Raw genomic sequence first — 23,561 nt, 5'->3', positions numbered from 1 at the left:
CTCAGACCGCGACTTTGAAGTCGCAGCCCGTCTTGGCGCGAACTTCTTCAACCGTGACGCCGGGCTGCAGCTCGGTGAGCACCAGCCCTTGTCCCGGCTCGACGTCGAAGACGCACAGGTTGGTGATGATCATGTCGACGACGTTCTTGCCGGTCAGCGGCAGCGAGCACTGGCTGAGGACCTTGGGGGTCCCGTCTTTCGCGGTGTGATCCATCAGCACGATCACGCGCTTGACGCCGGACACCAAATCCATTGCGCCGCCTGGCCCTTTGACCATCTTGCCCGGCACCATCCAGTTGGCCAGGTCACCGTTCTCGGCGACCTCCAGGGCACCCAGGATGGACAGGTCGATGTGGCCGCCGCGGATCATCGCGAAGGAATCGGCGCTGCTGAAGAAGCTGGATCCGGGCAGACTGGTGATGGTCTGCTTGCCCGCGTTGATGAGATCGGGGTCGACGGTGTCCTCGCTCGGGTAGGCGCCGATGCCGAGCAGGCCGTTCTCCGACTGCAGCGTGACCTTGATGCCGTCGGGAATGTAGTTGGCCACCAAGGTCGGAATGCCGATGCCCAGGTTCACGTAGAAACCGTCGCGCAATTCCTGGGCGGCGCGCTGGGCCATCCGTTCACGGATGGGGCTGTCGTTCTTCAGTGCGGCGCCGCCGCTGGTGGTGCGGAACTCGATGCGCTTCTCGTAGCCGCTGCCCTCGATGATGCGGTCGACGTAGATACCCGGGGTGTGGATCAGGTCGGGGTCCAGCTCGCCGACCTCGACCAACTCCTCCACCTCGGCGACGGTGATGGTGCCGCAGGTGGCGATCATCGGGTTGAAGTTGCGCGCCGTCTTGCGGTAGATCAGGTTGCCGGCGGTGTCGCCCTTCCATGCCTTGACGATCGCCACGTCGGCCCGAATGCCTTCTTCCAGAACGTATTCGGTGCCGTCGAAGACCCTGGTGTCCTTGCCCTCGGCGAGGTTGGTGCCGAAGGCCGTGCGGGTGTAGAAGCCGGGGATGCCGGCGCCGCCGGCGCGCAGCTTCTCCGCGAGCGTGCCCTGCGGCGTCAGCACCAGGTCCAGCTCGCCGGCCAGCACCTGGCGCTCGAACTCCTTGTTCTCGCCGACGTAGGAGGCGATCACCTTGTTCACCTGCCGGCCCTTGAGCAGCAGGCCCATGCCGAAATCGTCTACGCCGGCGTTGTTTCCGACGATGGTGAGGTCCTTGATGCCGCTGTCGACCAGAGCCTGGATCAGCTTCTCGGGGATGCCGCACAGACCGAAGCCGCCTGCGGCGATGGTGATGCCGTCCTTCAGCAGGCCGTGCAGGGCCGACTCTGCGTCGTGGTGGACCTTGTTGCTCACAGGGTGCTCCTGTTCTTCGACTCGGCGGAGACGTTACAGGCGGCCTCCATGAGCATCCACCCCGACAGCTGCACCGACAGATCCCGCTCGGGCACCTCGGACGCCATCACCGCGCCCTCGACGAACTCCGCCTCCTTGCCGCCGGCCGTGGGCAGCTGGGCGTCGCGGTCCCAGAACGGGCCGAACACCGGCAGTCCGTCCACCGTTTGCCGGTTGTCCCAGGCCGACTTCGCGCTGGCCAGCACGATCTGGCGGGCGGTGTCGCGGGCCAGCACGTCGTCGGCCGCCTCCCCCGGCAGCGTGGTGGCCACCAGCGCCAGGTATCGGGCGGTCACCCCGGCGAACAGGCCGCCGTCGCCGCCGCCGGCGCCGGCCAGCACGCCCGCCGGCGCCATGTGTTCGTGCACGGCCGCCACCAGCCGGTGCACGCGGGCGGCGTGCCGCTGCCTGATCTCGACGGCGGTGCGGGCGGCCAGCTCGGTCTCCAGCCCGAGCACCACACCCTGGCAGTAGGTGTACTGCGCGCGCACCAACGAGCCGGCTTTGATGCCGTCGAACACCAGGTGCGTCTCCGGGTCGATCAGCGTCTGGTCGATCCAATCGCTCATCTGCTCAGCACGTTTCAGATGACCCCCGTAGCGGGCGAGGAAGATTCCAGCGGGACCGTTGGCCGGGGCGTTGAAGAACTGGTCCTGTTTGCGCCACGGGATGCCGCCGCCGTCCTCGGGCACCCAGGCCTTGAGGAACTGGCCGGCGAGCTTGGGCAGCGCGCGGCTGCGCTCGACGCCCGCGATCCGGGCGGCGCGTTCGAGCGCCAGCGCCAGCCAGGCCATGTCGTCGTAGTAGCTGTTGATCCACGAGAAGTTGTTGCGCAGCCGGTGCGAGCGGACCTGCCGGTTGATCTCGGTGTGCCGGTGCGGCTGTGGATCGCGCTGCTGGGCGTCGACCAGGCAGTCGAGCAGATGCGCCTGCCACCAGTAGTGCCAGGTGCCGAACCAGCGGTCGCGCCGCGTCGCCGGCCAGGCCACCACCCCCAGCTGGGTCGCGGGCAGCCCCCACAGCCGTTTCAGGTGTCGTTGGGTGACAGCGGCTTCGCTGCTGGCCGCGCGGTTGGCCCAGAGCTGATCCATACCTGTCGATCCTGCCGCACGCGGGCGCGCTCGATGCCTCCGAGTGTGCACTCAGGGCGGCGACACGCCGCCTGGGTTCAGGCGGTGCACGGTCAAAGCTGTGGGCTCACACTCAATCACCAGGCGCGGGACAGGTCGGCATGCTGCTCGACCCAGGCGTGCATGGCGATGCCGGCGGCCACACCGGCGTTGATGCTGCGCGTCGAGCCGAACTGCGCGATCGACACCGTCAGCCCCGCGCCCGTGCGGGTGTCGTCGGTGATCCCCGGCCCCTCCTGCCCGAACACCAGCAGGCACTCGCGCGGCAGCGCGGCCTCCTCCAGGCGGGTCGCGCCCGGCACGTTGTCCACCGCGACCACGGTCAGCCCGGCGTCGGCCGCGAAGGCCAGCAGCTCGGCCGTGCTGTCGTGGTGGCACAACCGCTGATAGCGGTCGGTCACCATGGCGCCGCGGCGATTCCACCGCCGCCGGCCCACGATGTGCACGGTGTGCACCGCGAAGGCGTTGGCGGTGCGCACCACCGAACCGATGTTGGCGTCGTGACCGAAGTTCTCGATCGCCACGTGCAGCGGATGACGGCGCCGGTCGATGTCGGCGATGATCGCTTCCCGGGACCAGTACCGGTAGGCGTCGACGACGTTGCGAGTGTCGCCCTCGCGCAACAGGACTGGGTCATACCACGGGTCGTCGGGCGGCTCGCCCGGCCACGGCCCGACGCCGGCGGGCGGTGTCGCCGCCCATTCGGTCGGCCCGGGCGGTTCGCTCATCGCTGCGTCCACACGCCGGCGTGCGTGCCGTCGATGGCCAGCGTCGCGTAGAGCAGCGCGTCGTTGATCTCGCCCTGCGTGCACAGCGACGCGTTGACGTGCACCGCGTCCAATGAGGCGTCCGGCAGGATCAGCACCGACGACCCGTACGTCGCGCAGGCCGGGTTCAATCCCGGGGCGGGCAGGGTCGGCGATGCCAGCAGCATCATCGGGCCGCCGCGCTTGGCGGACTCGTCGCGATAGCGCGCCGCGATGGCCGTGGCCTCCAGCCCCAGCAGCATGTAGCCGTTACCGGTGAACGCCCCCGGGTCGCCCAGCTGCATCTTGGTCACCGGGGTGCCGTCGGCCCGCCATGCCGACAGGCTGGCCGTCTTGACCGCCAGGCCGCCGCTGTCGTTGGCGTTGGTCGGCAGCAGCCCGACCGGAAACGCGACCGGGTAGGCCGACGAGCTGTCCGGGATCCGGTCGCGGGGCGAATAGCCGTAGACACCGCGCACCTGGCTTCGATCCTTCAGCGGCCCAAGGCAAACCGTGCCGGTGAGCCGGTCGCGCGGCGCCGAGAGCGGCGCGGGGATGTCACGCACGCTGGTCTTCGCGGTGTCGCAGCTGCCCAGCCCGGCGACCTCCATGGGATGGGCCAGCGCGCCGTACAGCCCGAACCGGATGTCCTCGGGTTTGGCGTGCGGATCCTTGGCCGAGGTGGGGCTCGCGTCGACGTCGACCAGCACGTAGTCGCCGTCCCACCGCAGATTCGACACCGACATGTTCCAGCCGAGCAGGGCCAGCGATTCCCCGAGCCGCGCGCCCTGGGCGCCGTACGGGCGCACGGGCTGGCTGGAGGACGAGCAGCCGGCCAGACACAGCGCCAAGCAGGCCGCTATCGCAAGGAATGTGCGCACGGTTAAGCCGGCCTAGCTCAGCCCCAGATCGGCGAGGCCGAGCACGCTTCGGTACGGCAACCCCTCGGCCTCGATGGCCTCGGCGGCTCCGGTGGCGCGGTCCACCACGGTGGCCACCCCCACCACTTCGCCGCCGGCCTCCTGGACGGCGCGCACCGCGGTCAGCGCCGAGTTGCCGGTGGTGCTGGTGTCCTCGACCACCAGGACCCGCTTGCCGGAAACCTCGGAACCTTCGATAAGGCGTTGCAGCCCATGGGTTTTCGCCGATTTACGAACCACGAAGGCATCGATCGGGCGGCCCGATGCGTGCATGACGGCGGTGGCCACCGGGTCGGCGCCCAGGGTCAGCCCGCCGACCACGTCGTAGTCCCAGTCGCTGGTCAGTTCGCGCATCAGCGCGCCGATCAATGCCGACGCCCGGTGGTGCAACGTGGCCCGGCGCAGGTCGACGTAGTAGTCGGCCTCCTTGCCGGAGGACAGCGTCACCCGCCCGTGCACCACCGACAGTCGCGACACCAGCTCCGCCAGCTCTTTGAGGTCAGGTCCGCCCACGGCCACTCCCGATTCGTTTGGTGACCGCCCGCATCAGGGTCCGCGGCATCAGCCGCTCGGCGGCGATGATCGCCTTGTACTGCAGGCCCGGAATGCTGATCACCTTGCCGCGGGCGACATCGGCCAGGCTCTGGTTGACCACGTCGTCGACCTCGAGCCACATGAACGACGGCGACTTGGCCATGTCGATCCCGGCGCGCTCGTGGAATTCGGTGTGCACGTAGCCCGGGCAAACGGCGTGCACGGAAACGCCGGTGCCTTGCAGGCCGACGGACAGGCCCTCGCTGAACGAGATCACCCACGCCTTCGACGCCGAGTACGTCGACCCGCGCCCGGGTACCAGCCCGGCGACGCTGGCGATGTTGATGACGGTGCCGGCGCCTGCCTCCAGCATGGCCGGCAGGGCCGCGCGGGTCAGGTGCATGACCGCGGTGACGTTGACGTCGAGCTGGGATTGCAGCAGCGCGGGGTCGGCGGACCAGAAGTCGCCGGAGGTGGCGAAGCCGGCGTTGTTCACCAGGACGCGCACTCCCCCGGCGGCGAGCCGGTCACAGACCCGTTGCCGCCCTGCGGCATCGGCGAGGTCGGCGGGCAGGATCTCGACGCTGCCGGAGTGTTCCCGCAGTTCGCCGGACAGCCTGGTCAACCGGTCGACGTCGCGGGCGACCAGGACCACGTCGTAGCCGTCACCGGCGTAGCGTCGCGCGAACCCGGCGCCGATTCCGGACGTAGGCCCGGTGATCAGGGCTACGGGGCGGGGCATGAGCGACATCCTAATGACGGCGGCACCACCGGCCGCCGCCCGCCGTCAGCGCTGATAGTTGCTGGCCTGGTGGCCGTTGCGTCCGGAGGGGGGTGGGCGGCGGACGGTTTCCGAACGCCCATCGGGTCGAGGCTGCTCACGACGCAGCGGCTCGGCGGCGCGACGACCGGGCGCAAGATCGGGGCCGAGCAGCCCCGCCACGTCCTGCTGCGCGCGCCGGGGCGGCAGCTCGGCGCGGCCCGCCGGCGCCAGCGGCCGGCTGGGTGAGGCATTGCGCAGACCCGACGCCCCGGTCTCCTGCGGGGCCTCTTCGGGCAGGGGCGGCAGCACCCGCAACAGGTCGTTGAACTGGCGCACGGTGCGCAGACCCTCGTCCCACTCGGTGCGGGTGCTGGTGATCGGCAGGGCGACCAGCGTCCAGTTCTGCTCGTTCCACATGATCTCGGCGCTGTCCGGTGCGGTGTGCGCGAAGGTGACCATCCGGCGGTCGCAGGCCCGGCGGGCGGCGTCCAGATTGGTGGAGTAGACCATCCGCGGCCCGATGGCACCCAACAGCCAAATGTCGCTCTCCCGTGGCTCTTTGAGTCCCTTGAGCCGCAGATCGACGACGACGTTGGTGCCCACCTTGCGGTGCAGCGCGATGACGGTGGCGACCTCTTCCAGGTCGAAGATGTAGACGGCCTCGCCGCGGATCTGACCCAGCACCACGTTCTGGGCGGCAACGTCGCCCACGGTCGACATCACCCCGCGCTTCCAGCGCTTGAGGATGTCGGCTGATTCACGCTCGTAGTCGAACCCGTGCGACCGCGCCCACGACTTGCGGCGCCTGCTGCGCCCGCGTCGCCGATCGATGTCGACGTACAGCAACACCCCCGCGCCGACAAAGCACAGCGCGGAGAGCGTGAACCAGAGGGGGACCATCCAAAACAGGGTATCTGCTATTGGCCCGGAACACAGAAGGCGACCAGGTCACAACCCAATCACAGCTGGCAACAGCTGCGTGTCGCCGGACCGCCGATGGTCCCCCTCCAGCGGTCAGCCCAGGATCAGCGAGTCGCCGTCGGGGCTGACGTTCACCGGAACGGTGTCGCCGTCATGCACGTCGCCGGCCAGCAACATCTTGGCCAGCTGGTCGCCGATGGCCTGCTGCACCAGCCGGCGCAAGGGCCGCGCGCCGTAGACCGGGTCGAAGCCGCGATGGGCCAGCCACTGCTTGGCCGGCAGCGACACCTCCAGCGTGAGGCGGCGCTGGGCCAGCCGCTTCTGCAGCTGGGCCAGCTGGATGTCGACGATCTGCACCAGCTCACCGGGCTCCAGGCCGTGGAAGATGATCACGTCGTCGAGCCGGTTGATGAACTCGGGCTTGAACGCGGAGCGCACCGCGGCCATCACCTGCTCCTCGCTGCCACCCGATCCCAGGTTGGAGGTCAGGATCAGGATGGTGTTGCGGAAGTCGACGGTGCGGCCCTGCCCGTCGGTCAGCCGGCCCTCGTCGAGCACCTGCAGCAGCACGTCGAACACGTCCGGGTGCGCCTTTTCGATCTCGTCGAACAGGATCACCGTGTACGGCCGCCGCCGCACCGCCTCGGTCAGCTGACCACCCTGGTCGTAGCCGATGTATCCGGGCGGGGCGCCGACCAGCCGGGCCACCGAGTGCTTCTCGCCGTATTCGCTCATGTCGATGCGGACCATGGCGCGTTCGTCGTCGAACAGGAATTCCGCCAGCGCCTTGGCCAGCTCGGTCTTCCCGACGCCGGTCGGCCCGAGGAACATGAACGATCCGGTGGGCCGGTTGGGGTCGGCGACGCCGGCGCGGGAACGCCGCACGGCGTCCGAGACCGCCGTCACCGCCTTCTTCTGGCCGATGACGCGCTGCCCCAGCTCGTCTTCCATGCGCAGCAGCTTGGCGGTCTCGCCCTCGAGCATCCGTCCGGCCGGGATTCCGGTCCACGCCGAGACCACCTCGGCGATGTCGTCGGGACCGACCTCCTCCTTGAGCATCACGTTCTCGCGGGCCTCGGCCTGCGGCAGCGCGGCGTCGAGCTTCTTCTCCACCTCGGGGATGCGCCCGTAGCGCAGCTCGGCGGCCTTGGCCAGGTCGCCGTCGCGCTCGGCGCGCTCGGACTCCCCGCGCAGCGTGTCCAGCTGCTCCTTGAGTTCGCGCACGACGTCGATGGCGTTCTTCTCGTTCTGCCAGCGGGTGGTGAGCTCGGACAGCTTCTCCTTCTGGTCGGCCAGCTCCGAGCGCAGCTTCTCCAGCCGCTCCTTGGACGCCTCGTCCTCTTCCTTGGCCAGCGCCATCTCCTCGATCTCGAGGCGGCGCACCAGCCGCTCGACCTCGTCGATCTCGACGGGCCGCGAGTCGATCTCCATCTTCAGCCGGCTGGCGGCCTCGTCGACCAGGTCGATGGCCTTGTCCGGCAGGAAGCGTGCGGTGATGTAGCGGTCGGACAGCGTCGCCGCGGCCACCAGGGCCGAGTCGGTGATGCGCACCCCGTGGTGCACCTCGTAGCGGTCCTTGAGCCCGCGCAGGATGCCGACGGTGTCCTCCACCGACGGCTCGCCCACCAGCACCTGCTGGAAGCGGCGCTCCAGCGCGGCGTCCTTCTCGATGTACTTGCGGTACTCGTCGAGCGTGGTGGCGCCGACCAGCCGCAGCTCGCCGCGAGCCAGCATCGGCTTGATCATGTTGCCGGCGTCCATCGCGCCCTCGCCGGTCGCGCCGGCCCCGACGATGGTGTGCAGCTCGTCGATGAAGGTGATGATCTGCCCGGCGGAGTTCTTGATGTCGTCGAGGACGGCCTTGAGGCGCTCCTCGAACTCGCCGCGGTACTTCGCGCCGGCCACCATCGACCCCAGGTCCAGGCTGATGACGGTCTTGTCGCGCAGGCTCTCGGGCACGTCGCCGGCCACGATGCGCTGGGCCAGGCCCTCCACGATCGCGGTCTTGCCGACGCCGGGCTCACCGATCAGCACCGGGTTGTTCTTGGTGCGACGGGACAGCACCTGCACGACGCGGCGAATCTCGTTGTCCCGCCCGATGACCGGGTCGAGTTTGCCGTCGCGGGCCCGCTCGGTCAGGTCGGTCGAGTACTTCTCCAGCGCCTGATAGGTCGCCTCCGGTTCGGGGCTGGTGACCCGGCCGCTGCCCCGCACCTTGACGAACCCGTCGCGTAGCGCCTGGGGCGAGGCGCCGTGGCCGGTCAACAGCTTGGCGACGTCGGAGTCGCCGGTGGCCAGGCCGACCAGCAGGTGCTCGGTCGAGACGTACTCGTCGTTCATCTCGGTGGCCAGCTGCTGGGCGGTGGTGACGGCGGCCAGCGACTCGCGCGACAGCTGCGGTTGCGAGCTGGCGCCGCTGATCTGCGGCAGCCGCTCCAGCACCCGCTCGGTTTCGGCGCGAATGGCGGCCGGGTCGACGCCGACGGCCTCCAGCAGCGGCGCGGCGATGCCGTCCGCCTGCGTCAGCAGCGCCATCAGCAGGTGCGCGGGCCGGATCTCGGGGTTACCGGCGGCCGACGCCGCCTGCAGCGCCGAGGTCAGCGCCGCTTGGGTCTTGGTGGTCGGGTTGAAAGAGTCCACGACGAGCTCCGTTCGGGTACAAAAAGGTTTGCAAAAATGCTTGTCCGCTTGTTCAACGCCGTCAAGGTTGAGTCTGTTCCGCTCAAGTCTATCGAGTTTTGGGCACTACGGCGTACGGGGTACCCCTCTTCCGATGACACAGACGAGGGAGCATCACGATCAGGCCGGCGCCGAGTTCGCGAGAACCCCGCGCCGCGTTCCCCTGATCTTGTTGCTCGCCGCCCTGGCCGCCGGACTGGCTCTCGCGGGGCTGATCGCGGTCGGGATGCACACCGATCTCGTCGGCGGCAGCCCCGCGGCAATGGTGCCGGAGTCCGGCACGCTGCAGGTCAGCGGGACCGGTATGACGAAGACGATTCCCTGTCACGCCGGCTACCTGTCGGTGAGTGGACAGAAGAACAGCATCACCCTCACCGGGCACTGCACCAGCGTCAGCGTGTCCGGCAGCGGCAACCACGTCGCGGTCGACAGCGCCGATGCGGTGAGCGCGTCGGGGACCGGCAACGTCGTTCTCTATCACTGGGGTTCACCCAAGGTCGACAACGTCGGAACCACCAACATCGTCCGACAGGGCTGAGTCACCGGCGGCCGAGCCTAGAATCGGGGCCCGTGAGCCTGGAGGACGTCGACGCACTGCGGGTGCTGCGCGATGCCTTCGCACCGGGCGAGTCGGACTCAGTCGGCGATCCCGGTGAGCTCGTCCATCGCTTCTACACCCATTGGTTCGCCCTCGACGGCTCGGTGCGCGATCTGTTCCCACCCGAAATGGCCGCCCAGCGGCGCGCTTTCGGCCACGCGCTGCACTGGGTATACGGCGAGCTGGTCGCGCGCCGCGCGCAGGAGCCGGTGACGTTCCTGGCCCAGCTCGGCCGCGATCACCGCAAATACGGTGTGCTGCCGCCGCATTACGACACCCTGCGGCGCGCGTTGCTGGCGACGCTGCGTGCTCAATTGGGTGCGGCCTGGACCGACGCCGTCGACGAGGCGGCCAGGCAGTCGCTGAACCTGATCACCGGGGTGATGAGCGGCGCCGCGGACGCCGAGGAGGGGCCCGCCTGGTGGGAGGGCACCGTCGTCGAGCACATCCGGGTGTCGCGGGACCTGGCGGTGGTCCGGTTGCAGCTCGATCAGCCGATGGACTACCACCCCGGCCAGTACGTCAACGTCCACGTGCCCCAATGCCCGCACCGCTGGCGGTATTTGAGTCCCGCGATTCCGGCCGACCCCGGCGGCGGGATCGAATTTCACGTCCGCCTGGTTCCCGGCGGCCTGGTCAGCCCGGCGATCGTCAACGAAACCCGCACCGGCGACCGGTGGCGGCTGTCCAGCCCGCACGGCGGCCTGCGGGTCGACCGCGAGGGCGGCGACGTGCTGATGGTCGCCGGCAGCACGGGCCTGGCGCCGCTGCGGGCGCTGATCATGGACCTGGCGCGGTTCGCGGTGAACCCGCGGATACATCTGTTCTTCGGCGCACGCTACCGCTGCGAACTCTACGATCTGCCGACCCTGTGGCAGGTCGCCTCCCACAATCCCTGGCTGTCCGTCTCGCCCGTCTCGGAATACAACAGCGACCCCTCCTGGGCCGCAGAGTATCCCGATATCACGCCGCCGCGCGGCCTGCACGTGCACCAGATCGGGCGGCTGCCCGACGTGGTGACCAAGTACGGCGGCTGGGGTGATCGGCAGATCCTGGTCTGCGGCGGGCCGGCGATGGTCAGCGCCACCAAGGCCGCCCTGATCGCCAAAGGGGCTCCGCCCGAACACATTCAGCATGACCCGCTATGGAGGTAGCCATGCACGTCGTCACCCTGCGCGATCCGTCGTCGCCGGTGGTCGCGCAGTTCGTGCCCGAGGCGGGGATGATCGGCACGTCGCTGCGCGACGCCGGTGTCGAGCTGCTGGGCCAGCGCCGCGGCCTGGACGCCTACATCTCGGACGGCAAGACGATGGGCATCCCGATTCTGTATCCGTGGGCAAATCGATTGGGCGAGAACACCTATACCGCACAGGACGTCACCGTGACCCTGACGCCGGGAGAAAACGGTGTGCGCGCCGACCCCAACGGGCTACCGATCCACGGCGTCCTGGCCGCCTACCCCGGGTGGCGGGTGACGGCCGAGACCGCCAACGAGCTGACCGCCGAACTGGATTTCGGGGCCGATCCCCGATTACTGGCCAGCTTCCCGTATCCGCATCTGCTGACGGTGACGGCGGAGCTGGCCGACCGGAGGCTGACGGTCCGGACGACGGTCACCGCGACCGGCGACCGGGCGGTGCCGCTGTGCTTCGGGTTCCATCCCTATCTGCAGCTGCCCGATGCGCCGCGGGCCGACTGGATCATCGAGACACCGCCGCTGCGGCATCTGGGCCTCGACGACAACGGCCTGCCGACGGGCGATTCCGAGCCGCAGCCGGCGCGCGCAGAGGCGTTGCGCGACAAGGCTTTCGACGATGCCTACGACCAGGTGGCCGAGGGTTCGGTGTTCGCGGTGTCCGGCGGCGGGCGCCGCATCGAGGTGCACTTCGAACACGGCTATCCGGCGGCGCAGATTTTCGCGCCACCGGTCGACGACCCCGCGAAGGCCATCGTGTGCTTCGAGCCGATGACCGCACCGACCGACGCGCTGCGCCGGGGCGGCTACCGCTGCGCGCGGCCGGGCGAGCCGGCGGTCACGCAGTTTGCCATTCGGGTGTGATCCCCGTGACCACCTGGGTCACTGCAGCCGCTGTCTGGTGGTCACCAGGTGAATGCGAAAAGCGCCAGCACATGCGCTGGCGCTTTCGCGAACTTTGCATGCCTCCGGAGACAGGAACCCTTGGGGCGAAAGTGAAACCGAGCGAAATCAGCGTCCCCGGCGGGGCTGCCACACCACCAGCGCGGTGCTCTTGGGCACCACCGCCACGTCGCGGCGCTGGCTACCCCGCGTCTGCGCCAGCTCCTCGGTCAACTCCTTGACCCGGGCCTGCAGCGCCTCGACCTGATTGGTCAGCTCGATGATTCGCTTGATGCCGGCGAGGTTGACCCCCTCGTCCTGCGAGAGCCGTTGCACCTCACGCAGCAGGTCGACATCGTGCTCCGAATACCGCCGTCCCCCACCGGAAGTCCGGCGGGGGCTGACCAGACCGAGGCGGTCGTAGGTGCGCAGCGTCTGGGCGTGCATGCCGGCCAGCTCGGCAGCCACCGAGATCAGGAAGGTCTGGGCATCGTCTTTTCTTGAATTGCTCGAGCCCTTGGCCATCAGCGGTTACCCGCCCATCCCGCCCGGGGGTCGAAGCCGCTGGAACGCTCGGCGGCGGCGTAGGCCTCCAGCGCCTCCTGGGCCGCACCCTCCAAATTGGGTGGCACGGCGACCTTTACGGTCACCAGCAGGTCCCCGTTGCCGCCGCTGCGCTTGGGCACGCCACGCCCGCGCACCCGCAGGATGCGGCCGTCGGCGGTGCCCTTGGGCACCCGGACACCGACCTTGCCGTCCAGTGTGGGCACCGAAATGGTTGAGCCCAAAGCCAACTCGGTGAAGCTGACGGGAACGGTCACCGTGAGGTCGTCGCCGTCGCGTCCGAACACCTTGTCCGGGCGCACATGCACGGTCACGTACAGGTCACCCGACGGCGCACCGCGCAACCCCGCCTCGCCCTGGCCGGGCAGCCGGATGCGCTGTCCGTCCTCGACGCCCGGTGGGATCCGCACGTTGATGGTGCGGGTGCGGGTGGTGACGCCGGTGCCCTTGCACTCGTCGCAAGGGTGCTCGATGATCGAGCCGCTGCCCCGGCAATCGGTGCACGGTTCGGAGAAGCCGAACGCGCCCTGGTTGCGGTTGATCACGCCGGAGCCGTTACAGGTGGGACACACCTTCGGGCTGGTGCCCGGCCGCGCGCCACTGCCATGGCAATTGGTGCACGGCGCCGGGCTGGTCAGCCGCAGCGGCATCGCCACGCCCTTGGCGGCCTCGACGAAATCCAGCTGGGTTTCGGTCTCGAGGTCGTTGCCGCGGCGTGGCCGGCTGGGCCGGGCGCCCGAACCGCGGCCGAACAAGCCGCCGAACAGGTCACCGATGTTGGTGCCGCCGCTTCGGCCGGCGGCATCGAACAAATCGTTGAGGTTGAACTCAGCGCCGTCACCACCGACGTTGAAGCCCCCGAACCCGCCGCTGTCGAACCGGCGCCCGCCAAAACCACCGCCGGCGAACAGCCTTCGGGTTTCGTCGTATTCCTTGCGCTTGGCCGGATCCGACAAGACATTGTGCGCCTCGGAGACCGCTTTGAAGCGTTCGCCGGCGGCGGGGTTGTCGGGGTTGGCGTCCGGGTGCAGATCGCGCGCCAACTTGCGGTAGGCGCGTTTGATCTCTTCGGGACTGGCGTCAGAGGAGACGCCCAGCTCCTTATAGAAGTCCTTTTCGACCCATTCACGCTGGGCCATGTCGCGTCACCCCCTCACCTTTCTTCTGTTGTGCTGATTGTGTGGTCTAGTCACCGGATGTGCCGGCGTTATCGTCCGATTCGACCGGCTCGGTTTCCCCAGCCGCCGCGGCGGACTCACCGGTGTCGGCCGCCGCGTCGCCGTCGTCGTCGACCGTGTCGACGACACCGACCAGAGCGTGGCGCAGCACCTGGTCACCCAGTTTGTAGCCCTGCCGCATGACGGTGCCGATCACCGGTCGGGAGCCATCGCCTTCGTGCTGAACGGCTTCGTGCAGCACCGGGTCGAAGTCCTCGCCTTCCTCGCCGAACGCCGTCAGGCCGAGGCCGGTCAGCGCGGTCTCCAGCTTGTCGGCCACCGACTTCAGCGGTCCGGATTCCAGATCGCCGTGCTTGCGTGCCCGGTCGAGATCGTCGAGCACGCCCAGCAATTGGTTGACGACGGCCGCCTTGGCCCGGTCTGCCGCGGCCTGCTGGTCGCGCAGCGCCCGCTTGCGGTAGTTGGCGAAGTCGGCCTGCACCCGTTGCAGATCGGCGGTGAGCTCGGCGACTTTGCCCTCGGGTTGGGCCACCGTCTCGCCGGCCGGCGCCCCTCCCGGCGTAGCGCCGGGAGGGGGGACCTGCCGTACTTCACCGGTCTCAGGATCGATTCGCCGCTTGTCGGTGACCGTCACCTGTTCCTGTGGGTTGCTTTCCGTCACTTGGACTCCCGGTCATCGTCGACCACCTCCGCGTCCACGACGTCGTCAGCGGACCCGGCCGGACCGCCGGCCGCCGCGCCGTCACCGGCCTGCTCACCGGCGGCCTGGGTGGCCTCGTAGATCGCCTGTCCGAGCGCCTGGGACTCCTGACCCAGCTTCTCCATCGCCGCCTTGATCGCGCTGATGTCGGTGCCGCCCAGGGCCGACTTGGCCTCGGCGATCGCGGCGTCGACCTTGGACAGCGTGTCCTCGGGGACCTTCGAGCCGCCCTCGGCTTCGCGCTGCTCCTTGACGAACTTCTCCGTCTGGTAGACCAGCGATTCGGCCTGGTTGCGGACGTCGGCCTCTTCGCGACGCTGACGGTCCTCCTCGGCGTGCGCCTCGGCATCCTTGATCATCCGGTCGATCTCCTCCTTGGATAGGCCGGAGCCCTCCTGGATTTTGATCGTGTTCTCCTTGCCGGTGCCCTTGTCCTTGGCCGTGACGTGCACGATGCCGTTGGCGTCGATGTCGAAGGTCACCTCGATCTGTGGGACGCCGCGCGGAGCCGGCGGGATGCCGGTCAGCTCGAAGGAGCCGAGCAGCTTGTTGTGCGAAGCGATTTCGCGCTCACCCTGGAAGACCTGGATCTGCACCGAGGGCTGGTTGTCGTCGGCCGTGGTGAAGGTCTCCGACCGCTTGGTGGGGATGGTGGTGTTGCGCTCGATGAGCTTGGTCATCACGCCACCCTTGGTCTCGATACCCAGGCTCAGCGGCGTAACATCAAGCAGCAGAACGTCTTTAACCTCACCCTTCAACACGCCAGCCTGAAGAGCCGCTCCGACAGCTACAACTTCATCGGGGTTGACGCCCTTGTTCGGCTCCTTGCCGCCGGTCATCTCCTTGACCAGCTCCGAAACCGCGGGCATACGGGTGGAACCACCCACCAGCACCACGTGGTCGATTTCGGAGACCGAGATACCGGCGTCCTTGATCACCGACTGGAAGGGCTTGCGGGTGCGGTCCAGCAGATCCTGTGTGATGCGCTGGAATTCGGCGCGAGTCAGCTGCTCGTCGAGGAACAGCGGGTTCTTGTCCGCGTCGACGGTGATGTAGGGCAGGTTGATCGAGGTGCTCTGCGAACTCGAGAGCTCGATCTTGGCCTTCTCGGCGGCCTCACGCAGCCGCTGCATCGCCATCTTGTCCTTGGTCAGGTCAATTCCGCTGGTGCCCTTGAACTTGTCGACCAGCCACTCGACGACGCGGTCATCCCAGTCGTCCCCACCGAGGTGGTTGTCACCACTGGTGGCGCGGACCTCGACCACACCCTCGCCGATCTCGAGCAGCGACACGTCGAAAGTACCGCCACCGAGGTCGAAGACCAGGATGGTCTGTTCCTTCTCGCCCTTGTCCAGGCCGTAGGCCAGCGCGGCCGCGGTCGGCTCGTTGACGATGCGCAGCACGTTCAGGCCGGCGATCTGGCCGGCTTCCTTGGTCGCCTGACGCTGGGCGTCGTTGAAGTACGCCGGCACGGTGACGACCGCGTCGGTGACGTCCTCACCCAGATACGCCTCGGCGTCGCGCTTCAGCTTCATCAGCACGCGGGCGCTGATCTCCTGAGCGGTGTATTTCTTGTCATCGATCTCGATGGACCAGTCGCTGCCCATGTGCCGCTTGACCGAACGGATGGTGCGGTCGACGTTGGTGACCGCCTGGTTCTTGGCGGGCTGGCCGACGAGCACCTCGCCGTTGCGCGCGAACGCGACGATGGACGGCGTGGTCCGCGAACCCTCGGAGTTGGCGACGACGACCGGGTCACCGCCCTCGAGGACTGCGACGACGGAGTTGGTGGTCCCGAGGTCGATACCGACCGCACGAGCCATAGTGATTCCTCCTGAATGTGTAGAGCTTGTTTGGTGCCACTATGCTGAGTGAACCAGGCTCAAGCCTGCCCCTGGGGCCGGTGGGCTGTCAACCCAGTATTGAGTCTGGTTCGCTCAACTTATCGATTATGTTAACGGCGGCCCGTGCCGCCTTGTTCCCGGGGTGGCTAAATATTCGCGGCCTCGCCGGTGACGTCCTCGATCAGCGCGAGCAGCGCCCTGGTGGCCGCGCTTGCCTGCCGGCTCGCCGAAGTCGCGACGTAGAGCCGCCACTGCAGGTCATGCCCGCTGATCCGGACGCTGACCAAGCCCGAGCTGTCGATGCCCTCCAGGATGGACCAGCTCAGAAAACCGATCCCCAGCCCCTTGCGGATGCAGGTCGCCGCGGTGCCCATGTCGGCGACCTCCACCGCGACGGTCCGCTCCACACCCGCGGCCGCAAACGCGTTGTCGACCACGGTGCGGTTGCCGTATCCCGGCGGCCCATCGACGAAGGACATGCCCGACAGGTCGGTCAGCGAGACCGCCTTGCGCGTGGCCAACGGATGCTGTGCGGGGACGACCAGCAGCAGCGGCACCGAGGCGACCAGCCGGGTGTGCAGGTCAGCCGGAGGCGGACCGGTGAAGACCAGGAAGGCGACGTCGAGGTCCCCGTCGCGCAATTGGCCCGCCAGCCCCGCCGACCCGGCACTGGCCGCGCGCAGGTGAACCACGACTTCGGGATGACGGGCGTGCAGTTCGGCCAGCACGGTCGGCACGTCGATGACGCTGATCGACGTCAGCGTCCCCACCGTGACGGTGCCGCGCACGGCGCCGCGCGCGGCACCGACGGCGTCCTTGGCCGCGCGGGCGGCGTCGAGGGTGCTCCGGGCGTGGGGCCGGAGCGCTTCGCCGGCCGGACTCAGCGCCACACCGGACGGGCCCCGGACGAACAGTTCGGTGCCCAGTTCGCGTTCGAGCGCCTTGATGGTGGCCGACACCCCGGACTGCACGACATGCAGCCGCTTGGCCGCCGCCGTGAAGCTTCGGCTGTCCGCGACGGCCAGAAAGTACTCGAGATGGCGAAGCTCCACACCCGCGATTATCACCGGCGATGATGGCAACCATCAGAAGATATCGTTGGTGCTGATCACGCCGCCGGGCATACCGTGACAATGCCCATGGATCAGCAAACCCCCACCGAGATCAGCACGCGCTGGTCGTCGGCGTCCGCCGACGACAGGTTCGTAGTGGAAAACCCCGCTACCGGCCAGGTGGTCACCGTCGTGCAAGGGGCCGATACCGAGCAGGTCGACCACGCCGTGCGGGCCGCGCACGCCGCACACCTGACCTGGAAACAACGCCCGGCCCGCGAACGCGGCCGCTACCTGCGGCAGATCGCCGACGTCATTCGTGCGCACGCCTACGAGATCGCCGCCCTCGAGTCGCTGGAAATGGGCAAGCCGATCAGCCAGGCGCGCGGCTTCGACGTCGAAGCCGCGATCGGGATCTTCGAATACTTCGCCGGCATGGTCGAGGTGCTGCCGAGCCAGGCGCGCGACTACGGCCCGGTGTTCGACGTGACCACGCTCGAGCCCTATGGCGTGATCGCCGGCATCGTGCCCTTCAACTGGCCGCCGATCCACACCGCCGGAAAAGTCGCGCCCGCACTGGCCGTCGGCAACGCCGTCGTGCTGAAACCGCCGGAGCAGACACCCTCGGTAGTGCTGCGACTGGTCGAACTGATCCAGTCGGTGCTACCCGACCCGGTGGTGCACGCCGTGCCGGGCGGGGGTGAGGTGGGCGCTGCGCTGGCCGAGCATCAACTGGTGGGCAAGATCTCCTTCACCGGGTCGCCACTCACCGGTTCGGCCGTGCTGCGCACCGCGGCCGGCAACCTGACGCCGACGCTGATGGAGCTGGGCGGAAAGAATCCGCTGCTGGTGTTCGACGACGCCGACCTGCGCGAGGCGCTGCTGGCCGCCATCGACGGCGGCTTCTTCAACCAGGGCGAGGCGTGCACTGCGGCGTCGCGAATCCTGGTGCAGGACAACATCTATGCGGAGTTCGAAGAGAAGCTGTGCACCGCGGTGCGCCGGCTGCGGGTGGGCGACGGCGCCGACCCCGCCACCGACGTGGGCCCGCTGGTCACCCGGGCCCAGCGCAAGCAGGTGCTGGAATACCTCGACATCGGCGTGGCCGAAGGCGCCCGCATCGCCGCGCAGGCGCCGCTGCCGCAGGATCCCCGGCTCGCGGACGGCTTCTACGTCGCACCGACCGTGCTGACCGGTGTCACACCGGGCATGCGGGTGGCCCAGGAGGAGATCTTCGGCCCGGTGGTCGCCCTGATCCGGTTCAGCGACGAAGCCGAGGCAGTGCGCATCGCCAACGGCACGCCGTACGGGCTGGTCGCTGCGGTGTTCACCGGCGACGGCGACCGGGCGTTGCGGGTGAGCCGGCAGATCCGGGCCGGGGCCGTCTTCGTCAACAACTACGCCCGGGTGGCCATCGGCAGCGGATTCGGCGGCGTCGGCCACAGCGGGTTCGGCCGCGAGCACGCGCAGGAGACGCTGGCTGAATACGGCTACACCAAAACCATCCGCCTGGCCGCCGACCGCAAGAAGGTGCAGTACTGGAACGCGTCCACCCGAGTCCTCGAAGGATAGGTCAGATGCGTGTCATCGCTCTCGAAGAGCATTACGCCACAACGGAATTCCTACAAGGCCCGGGTACCTGGCTGGCGTCGCGGCCCGGGATCGTGGAACCGGCCAGCGATCTCGGCGACGGCCGGATCGCGGCGATGGACGAGGCCGGGGTGGACCTCGCGGTGCTGTCGCTGGCCGCGCCCGGGGTGGAGCAGCTGGATCCCGACGACGCGGTGCGGCTGGCCCGCGACTGCAACGACCAGCTTGCCGCGGCGGTGCAGCGGTACCCAAATCGGTTGGCGGGCTTCGCCACCCTGCCCACCAGCGCCCCCGACCAGGCGGCCGAGGAACTCGAGCGGGCGGTGCGCGGGCTCGGTTTTCCCGGCGCGGTGATCAACGGGCACAGCCGGGGCCGCTACCTCGACGACCCGTTCTTCGAGCCCGTCCTGGCCCGCGCGGCCGAGCTGCAGGCACCGATCTACCTGCATCCGACCATCCCGCCCGCGGGCGTCATCGAATCCAGCTACGCCGGCTTCGCCGAGCCCGTCACGTTCGCGCTGGCCACGGTGGGCTGGGGGTGGCACATCAACACCGCCACCCACGCGCTGCGCATGATCCTCGGCGGCGTGTTCGACCGGCACCCGTCGTTGCAGATGATCATCGGGCACATGGGCGAGGCGACGTCGTTCATGCTGCCGCGGTTCGACGCCACGCTGAAACCGGACCTGACCGGTCTGCAGCACCCCGTGAGTTCGTACCTGCGGGAGAACTTTCACTACACGTTCGCCAACTTCAACGACCCCGCGACGTACGCGAACCTGGTGGCGCAGGTGGGCATCGAGCGCGTGGCCTTCTCCGCGGATTACCCGTTCGGGTCGATGGTCGAGGCCCGCGCCTTCCTCGACGGCTTGCCGCTATCCGACGATGAGCGGGCCGCGATCAGCCACCGCAACGCCGAAAAGCTGTTGGGGCTGTAGCGCGCTGGTCCGACGGTCGGTCACGCGGTGATAAACCTGGGTCATCGGCTCGGTATCGATAGCTGCGCCAGGGCAGCGACTTTCGCTTCACGGTGCGTAACCTGAGTGCCGCTGATCGAATCGTCTGGGGAGCGGCGGGTGCGGTTTTCGGAGAATGCGCGGCGAAGCCTGGCCGGTGGTTCGCTGCTGCTTGTAGCCCTGGTGGGCGGTTCGGAACTGGTGTCGGGCTGCAGCTCGATCATCGGGGGCCGGCCGGTGGCCTCGCCCGGAGCGGGACCCACCGAACCTTCCTTCCCCACCCCAAGGTCCACACCGCCCTCGGCCACCGCCGCCCCGGCCCCGGGCCCGTCCGCCGCGCCGAGCAACCCGACCAATCCGGCGGGCGCCATCCCGCTGCCGCCCGACCAGAACGGTTACGTCTTCATCGAGACCAAATCCGGCGTCACGCGCTGCCAGATCAACAAGGACACCGTCGGCTGCGAGGCGCCGTTCACCAATTCCCCGCTGCAGGACGGTGAGCACGCCAACGGCGTCAGCATCAACACCGGCGGCAAGGTGCAGTGGGTGCTGGGCAACCTGGGGGCCATCCCGACCGTCACCATCGACTACAAGACCTACGCGGCGCAGGGCTGGACGATTATCGCCAACGCCGACGGCACCCGCTTCACCAACGACCAGACCAAGCACGGCATGTTCGTCAGCGTCGAGAAGGTCAACACGTTCTAGGCCTGAACGCAATTGTCCCAGACCAGGTGGCCGTCGGGGCGGCGGCGGGCACCGTCGGCGGGGCGGTGAGGACTGAGCCGGCCGTCCGGCATGAGGTGGCGCACGGGCACCCCGCGCCCGAGCACCGCCACGTCGGCGATCAGCCGCCGGTGACAGCGCCACCAGACGCTCTCGCTGCACATCACCGCCGTGGCGCGCCGGCTCGCATCGGCCAGGACCTCGTCCAGCGCCGCGTCGAACTCCGGCGTCCGGGTGTATGCGGCGTACGCCCGAAACGCGGCCACCGTCCACCAGCTGTCCGGCTCCGGTTCTCCGGCCGCGACATGCCGCCGTCCGCCGAGGCGGGGCTCCCACCGGTAGTCGATGCCGGATTGCGGCAGCCAGCATTCCAGCGCCTCGCGCCGCACGTCCGGATTGGTCCGACTGGCCGGGTATCGCCGCACATCCACCACCAGCGCAACTCCCGCTCCGGCAAGCAACTGCGCCAGCCGCTCCCGGTCGGCCGCCCCGTGCCCCACGGTCAGCAGCACGCGCTCCATGAGGACAGCATGCCCGGGATAGGCGGTGGCGCCGCCGGAGTGCGCGGTGAATTGATTACCGAGCCCGCGTCAGTAATCTTGCCCATGAGCTCGGGAGGGGTGGCGATGCGAACGGGATTGATCAGCAGTCGGGCGAGCAGCTGACGATTCCATGCAGCTGCGATATCTCAGCATCCCGGCGCTGATCGGCGCGGCCGGCGGCGACCCCTGGGCAATCAATGCGAGCCTGCAGGCAGGCAGCCCGCTGCAGATTTCGAATCTGGCCGAAGCGTTTCGTCGCGCCGGCCGATGCACAAAAGAGGCCAACGACGCGTTCGAGCAGGCCCGCACCCGCTTCGAGGCCGCCTGGAACCACCAGAATGGCGATCATCCGATAACCGGCTCCGACGAAGTACAGCGGGTGACGAAAGCCCTTGGGGCGCAGTCGTTGCTGATACCGAAGATCGGTGCGGACCTGGAGAACATCGCCGCGACTTTGGCCGAGGCACAAAAAGCCGCGGCCGGGCAGATCGCGTCGCTGGAAGCAAAGCTGCAGAACCTCGACGATCTCATCGGCGAAGCCGACGAGATGGAAGACGACGACGATCTCAGCCAGGCCGACTTCGATGCGCTGGAAGCGCTTATCGCCAAATGTGAAGACGACGCCGTTGGTGACACCAAGGACGCCCTGACGCAGCTGCAGGCGACGCGAGACGGCTACTCGGGCTCGTTTCAGAACGCGATGGGGACCCTGCACGCAGACGGATATGACTCCGTCGGTCCCCAGGCGGGACCCGGCCCGGCAGGACCGGGCCAGGCGGGACCCGACCCGGCAGCGGGCGAGCCGCCCGGCGGGGGCCCCAAGTTGACCCCGACGCCGGGGGACGCGGCGATCGCGGGTGCGGGCGCGGTGGCCGGAGGTACCGCCGACGGTGTGCGTCAGGCGACGACCAACCTGATCGCCGAGTCTCCCGGCACGGGTCCCGGAAAGGCCGACCCGGGCTTGTTGAAGTGGCTGGAGGATCCAAAGGTCGGTGGAGTCGAGATCAAGGGATTCTCCCGTATCGGCGGGGTGGTTGCCGCGGCCAGCGCGGTGCCCGCCGTCATGTCCGACATCCATGACGGCAACTCCGTGCCGGAGGCCGTCACCCGGGACTGTGTGGGTGTCGCCGCCGGGCTATGGGCGGGTGCGGAGATCGGTGCAGCGGTCGGATCGGTCGTCCCGGGGGCGGGGACCGCGGTTGGCCTGGTGGTCGGCGCCGGTGCTGGAGCGGTCGCCAGCTACCTGGCATCCAAAGGCGTCGAAGCGGCCTGGCACCCGGTCGCGGATGCGGTCGGTAGTGCGGTGCACGGCGTGGAATCGGTCTTCGGGTTCGGATAGGTGCACGTTCGATGCGATTCGATGAGTTTGTGCAGGAGTCCGGCGTCTCGGTTTCCCCGGTCGACCGGTTTGTCGGGTTTGTGGTGGATGTGGGGGTACCGCCGGGCTGGGAACCCTTCGACTCGGCGGTCGGAGCCCGTGTGTGGGTCTGTCGCAGCGATCCGTGCATCGACGTGTTCTGCGCCAACGCGGTGTTGACGATGCATCGTGTCGAGGCCGCTTTGGACCCCGCCGAAGTGTTCGCGATGCTGGTTGAGCAGCAGATGCAGACGGTGCCGGGCTGTTGTGAGCTGCGCCGTGAACTCGCCGCGGCCACCGAGGGCGCCGGGAGCGCGGGGTTACTCGCGATGCAGATCGCGCACGAACTCGGCACCGTCGACAGCGTGTCACGATCGAGGATCATCACGGCTGAACAGGAGACCCTGATCGCGCAATTGACGGTGACCGCGCTGCACAATTCACCGGTGGACAGGGCACAGATCTGGCTGAAGGTCCGACCGGGTCCGGCGGCAGTCCCCGCGCCCGCCGGCCAGCACCGCGCCCCGGTAATCGCAAAGCGGGACAGTCACTGATGGCCGGCGGCGGGGCGAAGGGCGGTTGGGGGCGGGTGCTGCGCTACTCGTTCGCGGGTTTTCTGTGCCTGGTGGCGGGCATCAACGTGCTGGTCGGATCGACCTGGTATCTGCCTCTCGGCGTCGCCGTGACCGGAACCACCATCCTGGTCGGGGGGCAGCGCCGGATTTTCCGTGCCGGGGTCAGCCGGAACGGCGACGAGATCGTCTGCCGCTACATCCCGTGGTACGAGGGCAACGCGTACATCGCGCTCGTGCTCGTCCCGCTGCTGGGGGTCACCTCTCTTGCGGCGGGGTATGCGCCCGGCAATCCGGCGTGGCTTCGTTTCACCGGCATCCTCATCCTGGGCGTGACCCCGCTGACCGGATACGGCATCGTTCGCATGTGGCGTCGCTGCCTTCTCCGCATCACCCGGACGGCGTTGACCGTGCGGTTGGCCGAGCGAAAGAGCGAGTTGACCGAAATCCGGCGTGAGCTGGTCGAGTCGATCGAGCCCAAGCTCATCCCGCAGCCGCGGGGTGGTCACTCGCTGCAAGTCGGAATTGCCTACCGACCCGTGGATGCCGGCGGTGACACCGCCAAGACCGTGATGCTCGGCCTACGCCTGACTGTTCAGCCGGTCAACCTCGTCAACGCACTCATCGCCTGGAGAGACGGCGCCCGCGACGACCCGAGCGACCTGCTGGATCGGATCGAAGGGATTCTTCGAGCAAGTCCCACGACAGGCGTGTGACCG

General features: G+C 68.6%; 23 protein-coding genes. 9 read left to right on the top strand and 14 right to left on the bottom strand.

The window, feature by feature from the left end; all coding sequences use genetic code 11:
• Position 1: 1 nt before the first annotated feature.
• From A5760_RS27570 to clpB, 8 genes are all read right to left on the bottom strand, one after another.
• On the bottom strand, positions 2–1,354 hold the full coding sequence (locus tag A5760_RS27570) for a 3-oxoacid CoA-transferase (RefSeq protein WP_064880706.1): 1,353 nt from the start codon (positions 1,352–1,354) through the stop codon (positions 2–4).
• Positions 1,351–2,484, bottom strand: coding sequence for a glycoside hydrolase family 76 protein (locus A5760_RS11410; RefSeq protein WP_064880705.1), 1,134 nt, complete (start codon positions 2,482–2,484; stop codon positions 1,351–1,353). Before A5760_RS11410 ends, A5760_RS27570 begins: the two co-directional genes overlap by 4 nt.
• 116 nt (positions 2,485–2,600) lie before the next feature.
• The gene (locus tag A5760_RS11405; RefSeq protein ID WP_064880702.1) at positions 2,601–3,251 is read right to left on the bottom strand and encodes a TrmH family RNA methyltransferase; all 651 of its coding nucleotides are present in this window, start codon (positions 3,249–3,251) and stop codon (positions 2,601–2,603) included.
• The gene (locus A5760_RS11400; protein WP_064880700.1) at positions 3,248–4,150 is read right to left on the bottom strand and encodes a hypothetical protein; all 903 of its coding nucleotides are present in this window, start codon (positions 4,148–4,150) and stop codon (positions 3,248–3,250) included. The genes A5760_RS11405 and A5760_RS11400 overlap by 4 nt, the downstream gene beginning before the upstream one ends.
• A gap of 12 nt (positions 4,151–4,162) precedes the next feature.
• Positions 4,163–4,702, bottom strand: a complete 540-nt coding sequence (gene pyrE / locus A5760_RS11395; protein WP_064880801.1) for an orotate phosphoribosyltransferase — start codon at positions 4,700–4,702, stop codon at positions 4,163–4,165.
• The gene (locus A5760_RS11390; RefSeq protein ID WP_064880698.1) at positions 4,689–5,465 is read right to left on the bottom strand and encodes an SDR family NAD(P)-dependent oxidoreductase; all 777 of its coding nucleotides are present in this window, start codon (positions 5,463–5,465) and stop codon (positions 4,689–4,691) included. Before A5760_RS11390 ends, pyrE begins: the two co-directional genes overlap by 14 nt.
• Before the next feature lie 45 nt (positions 5,466–5,510).
• The gene (ttfA, locus tag A5760_RS11385) at positions 5,511–6,386 is read right to left on the bottom strand and encodes a trehalose monomycolate transport factor TtfA (RefSeq protein ID WP_064880696.1); all 876 of its coding nucleotides are present in this window, start codon (positions 6,384–6,386) and stop codon (positions 5,511–5,513) included.
• Between the two features lie 114 nt (positions 6,387–6,500).
• Positions 6,501–9,047, bottom strand: coding sequence for an ATP-dependent chaperone ClpB (gene clpB, locus A5760_RS11380; protein ID WP_064880694.1), 2,547 nt, complete (start codon positions 9,045–9,047; stop codon positions 6,501–6,503).
• Positions 9,048–9,180: 133 nt separating this feature from the next.
• Between clpB and A5760_RS11375 the strand changes: the two genes are divergently transcribed.
• Genes A5760_RS11375 through A5760_RS11365 form a run of 3 tightly spaced genes read left to right on the top strand, consistent with a single transcriptional unit; the run spans position 9,181 to position 11,743 of the window.
• Entirely contained in the window at positions 9,181–9,624 is a 444-nt protein-coding gene (locus A5760_RS11375; RefSeq protein ID WP_064880692.1) for a DUF3060 domain-containing protein, read from the top strand.
• Between the two features lie 32 nt (positions 9,625–9,656).
• A complete protein-coding gene (locus A5760_RS11370; RefSeq protein ID WP_064880690.1) occupies positions 9,657–10,838 on the top strand; it encodes an FAD-binding oxidoreductase in 1,182 nt (393 codons plus the stop codon).
• A gap of 2 nt (positions 10,839–10,840) precedes the next feature.
• On the top strand, positions 10,841–11,743 hold the full coding sequence (locus A5760_RS11365; protein WP_064880688.1) for an aldose 1-epimerase: 903 nt from the start codon (positions 10,841–10,843) through the stop codon (positions 11,741–11,743).
• A gap of 147 nt (positions 11,744–11,890) precedes the next feature.
• On the opposite strand, the gene A5760_RS11360 is transcribed toward A5760_RS11365, so the two are convergent.
• The 5 genes from A5760_RS11360 to A5760_RS11340 form a co-directional block, all read right to left on the bottom strand.
• Complete coding sequence (locus tag A5760_RS11360; protein WP_064880687.1) at positions 11,891–12,286, bottom strand: heat shock protein transcriptional repressor HspR; 396 nt, start codon at positions 12,284–12,286, stop codon at positions 11,891–11,893.
• Positions 12,286–13,464, bottom strand: coding sequence for a molecular chaperone DnaJ (dnaJ, locus tag A5760_RS11355; RefSeq protein ID WP_064880685.1), 1,179 nt, complete (start codon positions 13,462–13,464; stop codon positions 12,286–12,288). Before dnaJ ends, A5760_RS11360 begins: the two co-directional genes overlap by 1 nt.
• Positions 13,465–13,510: 46 nt before the next feature.
• Complete coding sequence (gene grpE / locus A5760_RS11350; RefSeq protein WP_064880681.1) at positions 13,511–14,164, bottom strand: nucleotide exchange factor GrpE; 654 nt, start codon at positions 14,162–14,164, stop codon at positions 13,511–13,513.
• Positions 14,161–16,026 (bottom strand): molecular chaperone DnaK, encoded by a 1,866-nt coding sequence (gene dnaK / locus A5760_RS11345; protein ID WP_064880679.1) that lies wholly within the window; start codon positions 16,024–16,026, stop codon positions 14,161–14,163. The genes grpE and dnaK overlap by 4 nt, the downstream gene beginning before the upstream one ends.
• A gap of 167 nt (positions 16,027–16,193) precedes the next feature.
• Positions 16,194–17,099 (bottom strand): LysR family transcriptional regulator, encoded by a 906-nt coding sequence (locus tag A5760_RS11340; RefSeq protein ID WP_064880677.1) that lies wholly within the window; start codon positions 17,097–17,099, stop codon positions 16,194–16,196.
• An 87-nt stretch (positions 17,100–17,186) separates the two neighbouring features.
• On the opposite strand from A5760_RS11340, the gene A5760_RS11335 reads away from it, so the two are divergent.
• From A5760_RS11335 to A5760_RS11325, 3 genes are all read left to right on the top strand, one after another.
• Positions 17,187–18,671, top strand: coding sequence for an aldehyde dehydrogenase family protein (locus tag A5760_RS11335; RefSeq protein ID WP_064880799.1), 1,485 nt, complete (start codon positions 17,187–17,189; stop codon positions 18,669–18,671).
• 5 nt (positions 18,672–18,676) lie between these two features.
• Positions 18,677–19,627: an amidohydrolase family protein gene (locus A5760_RS11330; protein ID WP_082279440.1), complete on the top strand. Its 951-nt coding sequence runs from the start codon at positions 18,677–18,679 to the stop codon at positions 19,625–19,627.
• Between the two features lie 168 nt (positions 19,628–19,795).
• Positions 19,796–20,353 carry a hypothetical protein gene (locus tag A5760_RS11325; RefSeq protein WP_419538239.1) on the top strand — a complete coding sequence of 186 codons (558 nt, stop codon included), beginning with the start codon at positions 19,796–19,798 and terminating at the stop codon, positions 20,351–20,353.
• Here the strand turns inward: A5760_RS11325 and A5760_RS11320 are convergent.
• Positions 20,350–20,883, bottom strand: a complete 534-nt coding sequence (locus A5760_RS11320; protein WP_419538238.1) for a DUF488 family protein — start codon at positions 20,881–20,883, stop codon at positions 20,350–20,352. The genes A5760_RS11325 and A5760_RS11320 overlap by 4 nt on opposite strands.
• A gap of 160 nt (positions 20,884–21,043) precedes the next feature.
• Between A5760_RS11320 and A5760_RS27780 the strand changes: the two genes are divergently transcribed.
• Genes A5760_RS27780 through A5760_RS11305 form a run of 3 tightly spaced genes read left to right on the top strand, consistent with a single transcriptional unit; the run spans position 21,044 to position 23,558 of the window.
• Positions 21,044–22,252 carry a hypothetical protein gene (locus A5760_RS27780; RefSeq protein WP_064880672.1) on the top strand — a complete coding sequence of 403 codons (1,209 nt, stop codon included), beginning with the start codon at positions 21,044–21,046 and terminating at the stop codon, positions 22,250–22,252.
• An 11-nt stretch (positions 22,253–22,263) separates the two neighbouring features.
• Complete coding sequence (locus tag A5760_RS11310) at positions 22,264–22,824, top strand: LpqN/LpqT family lipoprotein (protein ID WP_064880670.1); 561 nt, start codon at positions 22,264–22,266, stop codon at positions 22,822–22,824.
• Positions 22,824–23,558, top strand: coding sequence for a hypothetical protein (locus A5760_RS11305; protein WP_064880669.1), 735 nt, complete (start codon positions 22,824–22,826; stop codon positions 23,556–23,558). Before A5760_RS11310 ends, A5760_RS11305 begins: the two co-directional genes overlap by 1 nt.
• Positions 23,559–23,561 lie beyond the last annotated feature (3 nt).

Source organism: Mycobacterium colombiense (assembly GCF_001665835.1).
In the GTDB taxonomy this organism is placed as follows: Bacteria; Actinomycetota; Actinomycetes; order Mycobacteriales; family Mycobacteriaceae; genus Mycobacterium; species Mycobacterium colombiense_A.
This window is presented reverse-complemented; position numbering and strand designations above follow the sequence as displayed.

Coding starts and splice junctions, on each gene's coding strand:
- A5760_RS11410 (WP_064880705.1), bottom strand. CDS start 2,484: ATGGATCAGCTCTGGGCCAACCGCGCGGCCAGCAGCGAAGCCGCTGTC.
- A5760_RS11405 (WP_064880702.1), bottom strand. CDS start 3,251: ATGAGCGAACCGCCCGGGCCGACCGAATGGGCGGCGACACCGCCCGCC.
- A5760_RS11390 (WP_064880698.1), bottom strand. CDS start 5,465: ATGCCCCGCCCCGTAGCCCTGATCACCGGGCCTACGTCCGGAATCGGC.
- ttfA (WP_064880696.1), bottom strand. CDS start 6,386: ATGGTCCCCCTCTGGTTCACGCTCTCCGCGCTGTGCTTTGTCGGCGCG.
- A5760_RS11375 (WP_064880692.1), top strand. CDS start 9,181: ATGACACAGACGAGGGAGCATCACGATCAGGCCGGCGCCGAGTTCGCG.
- A5760_RS11365 (WP_064880688.1), top strand. CDS start 10,841: ATGCACGTCGTCACCCTGCGCGATCCGTCGTCGCCGGTGGTCGCGCAG.
- A5760_RS11360 (WP_064880687.1), bottom strand. CDS start 12,286: ATGGCCAAGGGCTCGAGCAATTCAAGAAAAGACGATGCCCAGACCTTC.
- dnaJ (WP_064880685.1), bottom strand. CDS start 13,464: ATGGCCCAGCGTGAATGGGTCGAAAAGGACTTCTATAAGGAGCTGGGC.
- dnaK (WP_064880679.1), bottom strand. CDS start 16,026: ATGGCTCGTGCGGTCGGTATCGACCTCGGGACCACCAACTCCGTCGTC.
- A5760_RS11335 (WP_064880799.1), top strand. CDS start 17,187: ATGGATCAGCAAACCCCCACCGAGATCAGCACGCGCTGGTCGTCGGCG.
- A5760_RS11330 (WP_082279440.1), top strand. CDS start 18,677: ATGCGTGTCATCGCTCTCGAAGAGCATTACGCCACAACGGAATTCCTA.
- A5760_RS27780 (WP_064880672.1), top strand. CDS start 21,044: ATGCAGCTGCGATATCTCAGCATCCCGGCGCTGATCGGCGCGGCCGGC.
- A5760_RS11310 (WP_064880670.1), top strand. CDS start 22,264: ATGCGATTCGATGAGTTTGTGCAGGAGTCCGGCGTCTCGGTTTCCCCG.
- A5760_RS11305 (WP_064880669.1), top strand. CDS start 22,824: ATGGCCGGCGGCGGGGCGAAGGGCGGTTGGGGGCGGGTGCTGCGCTAC.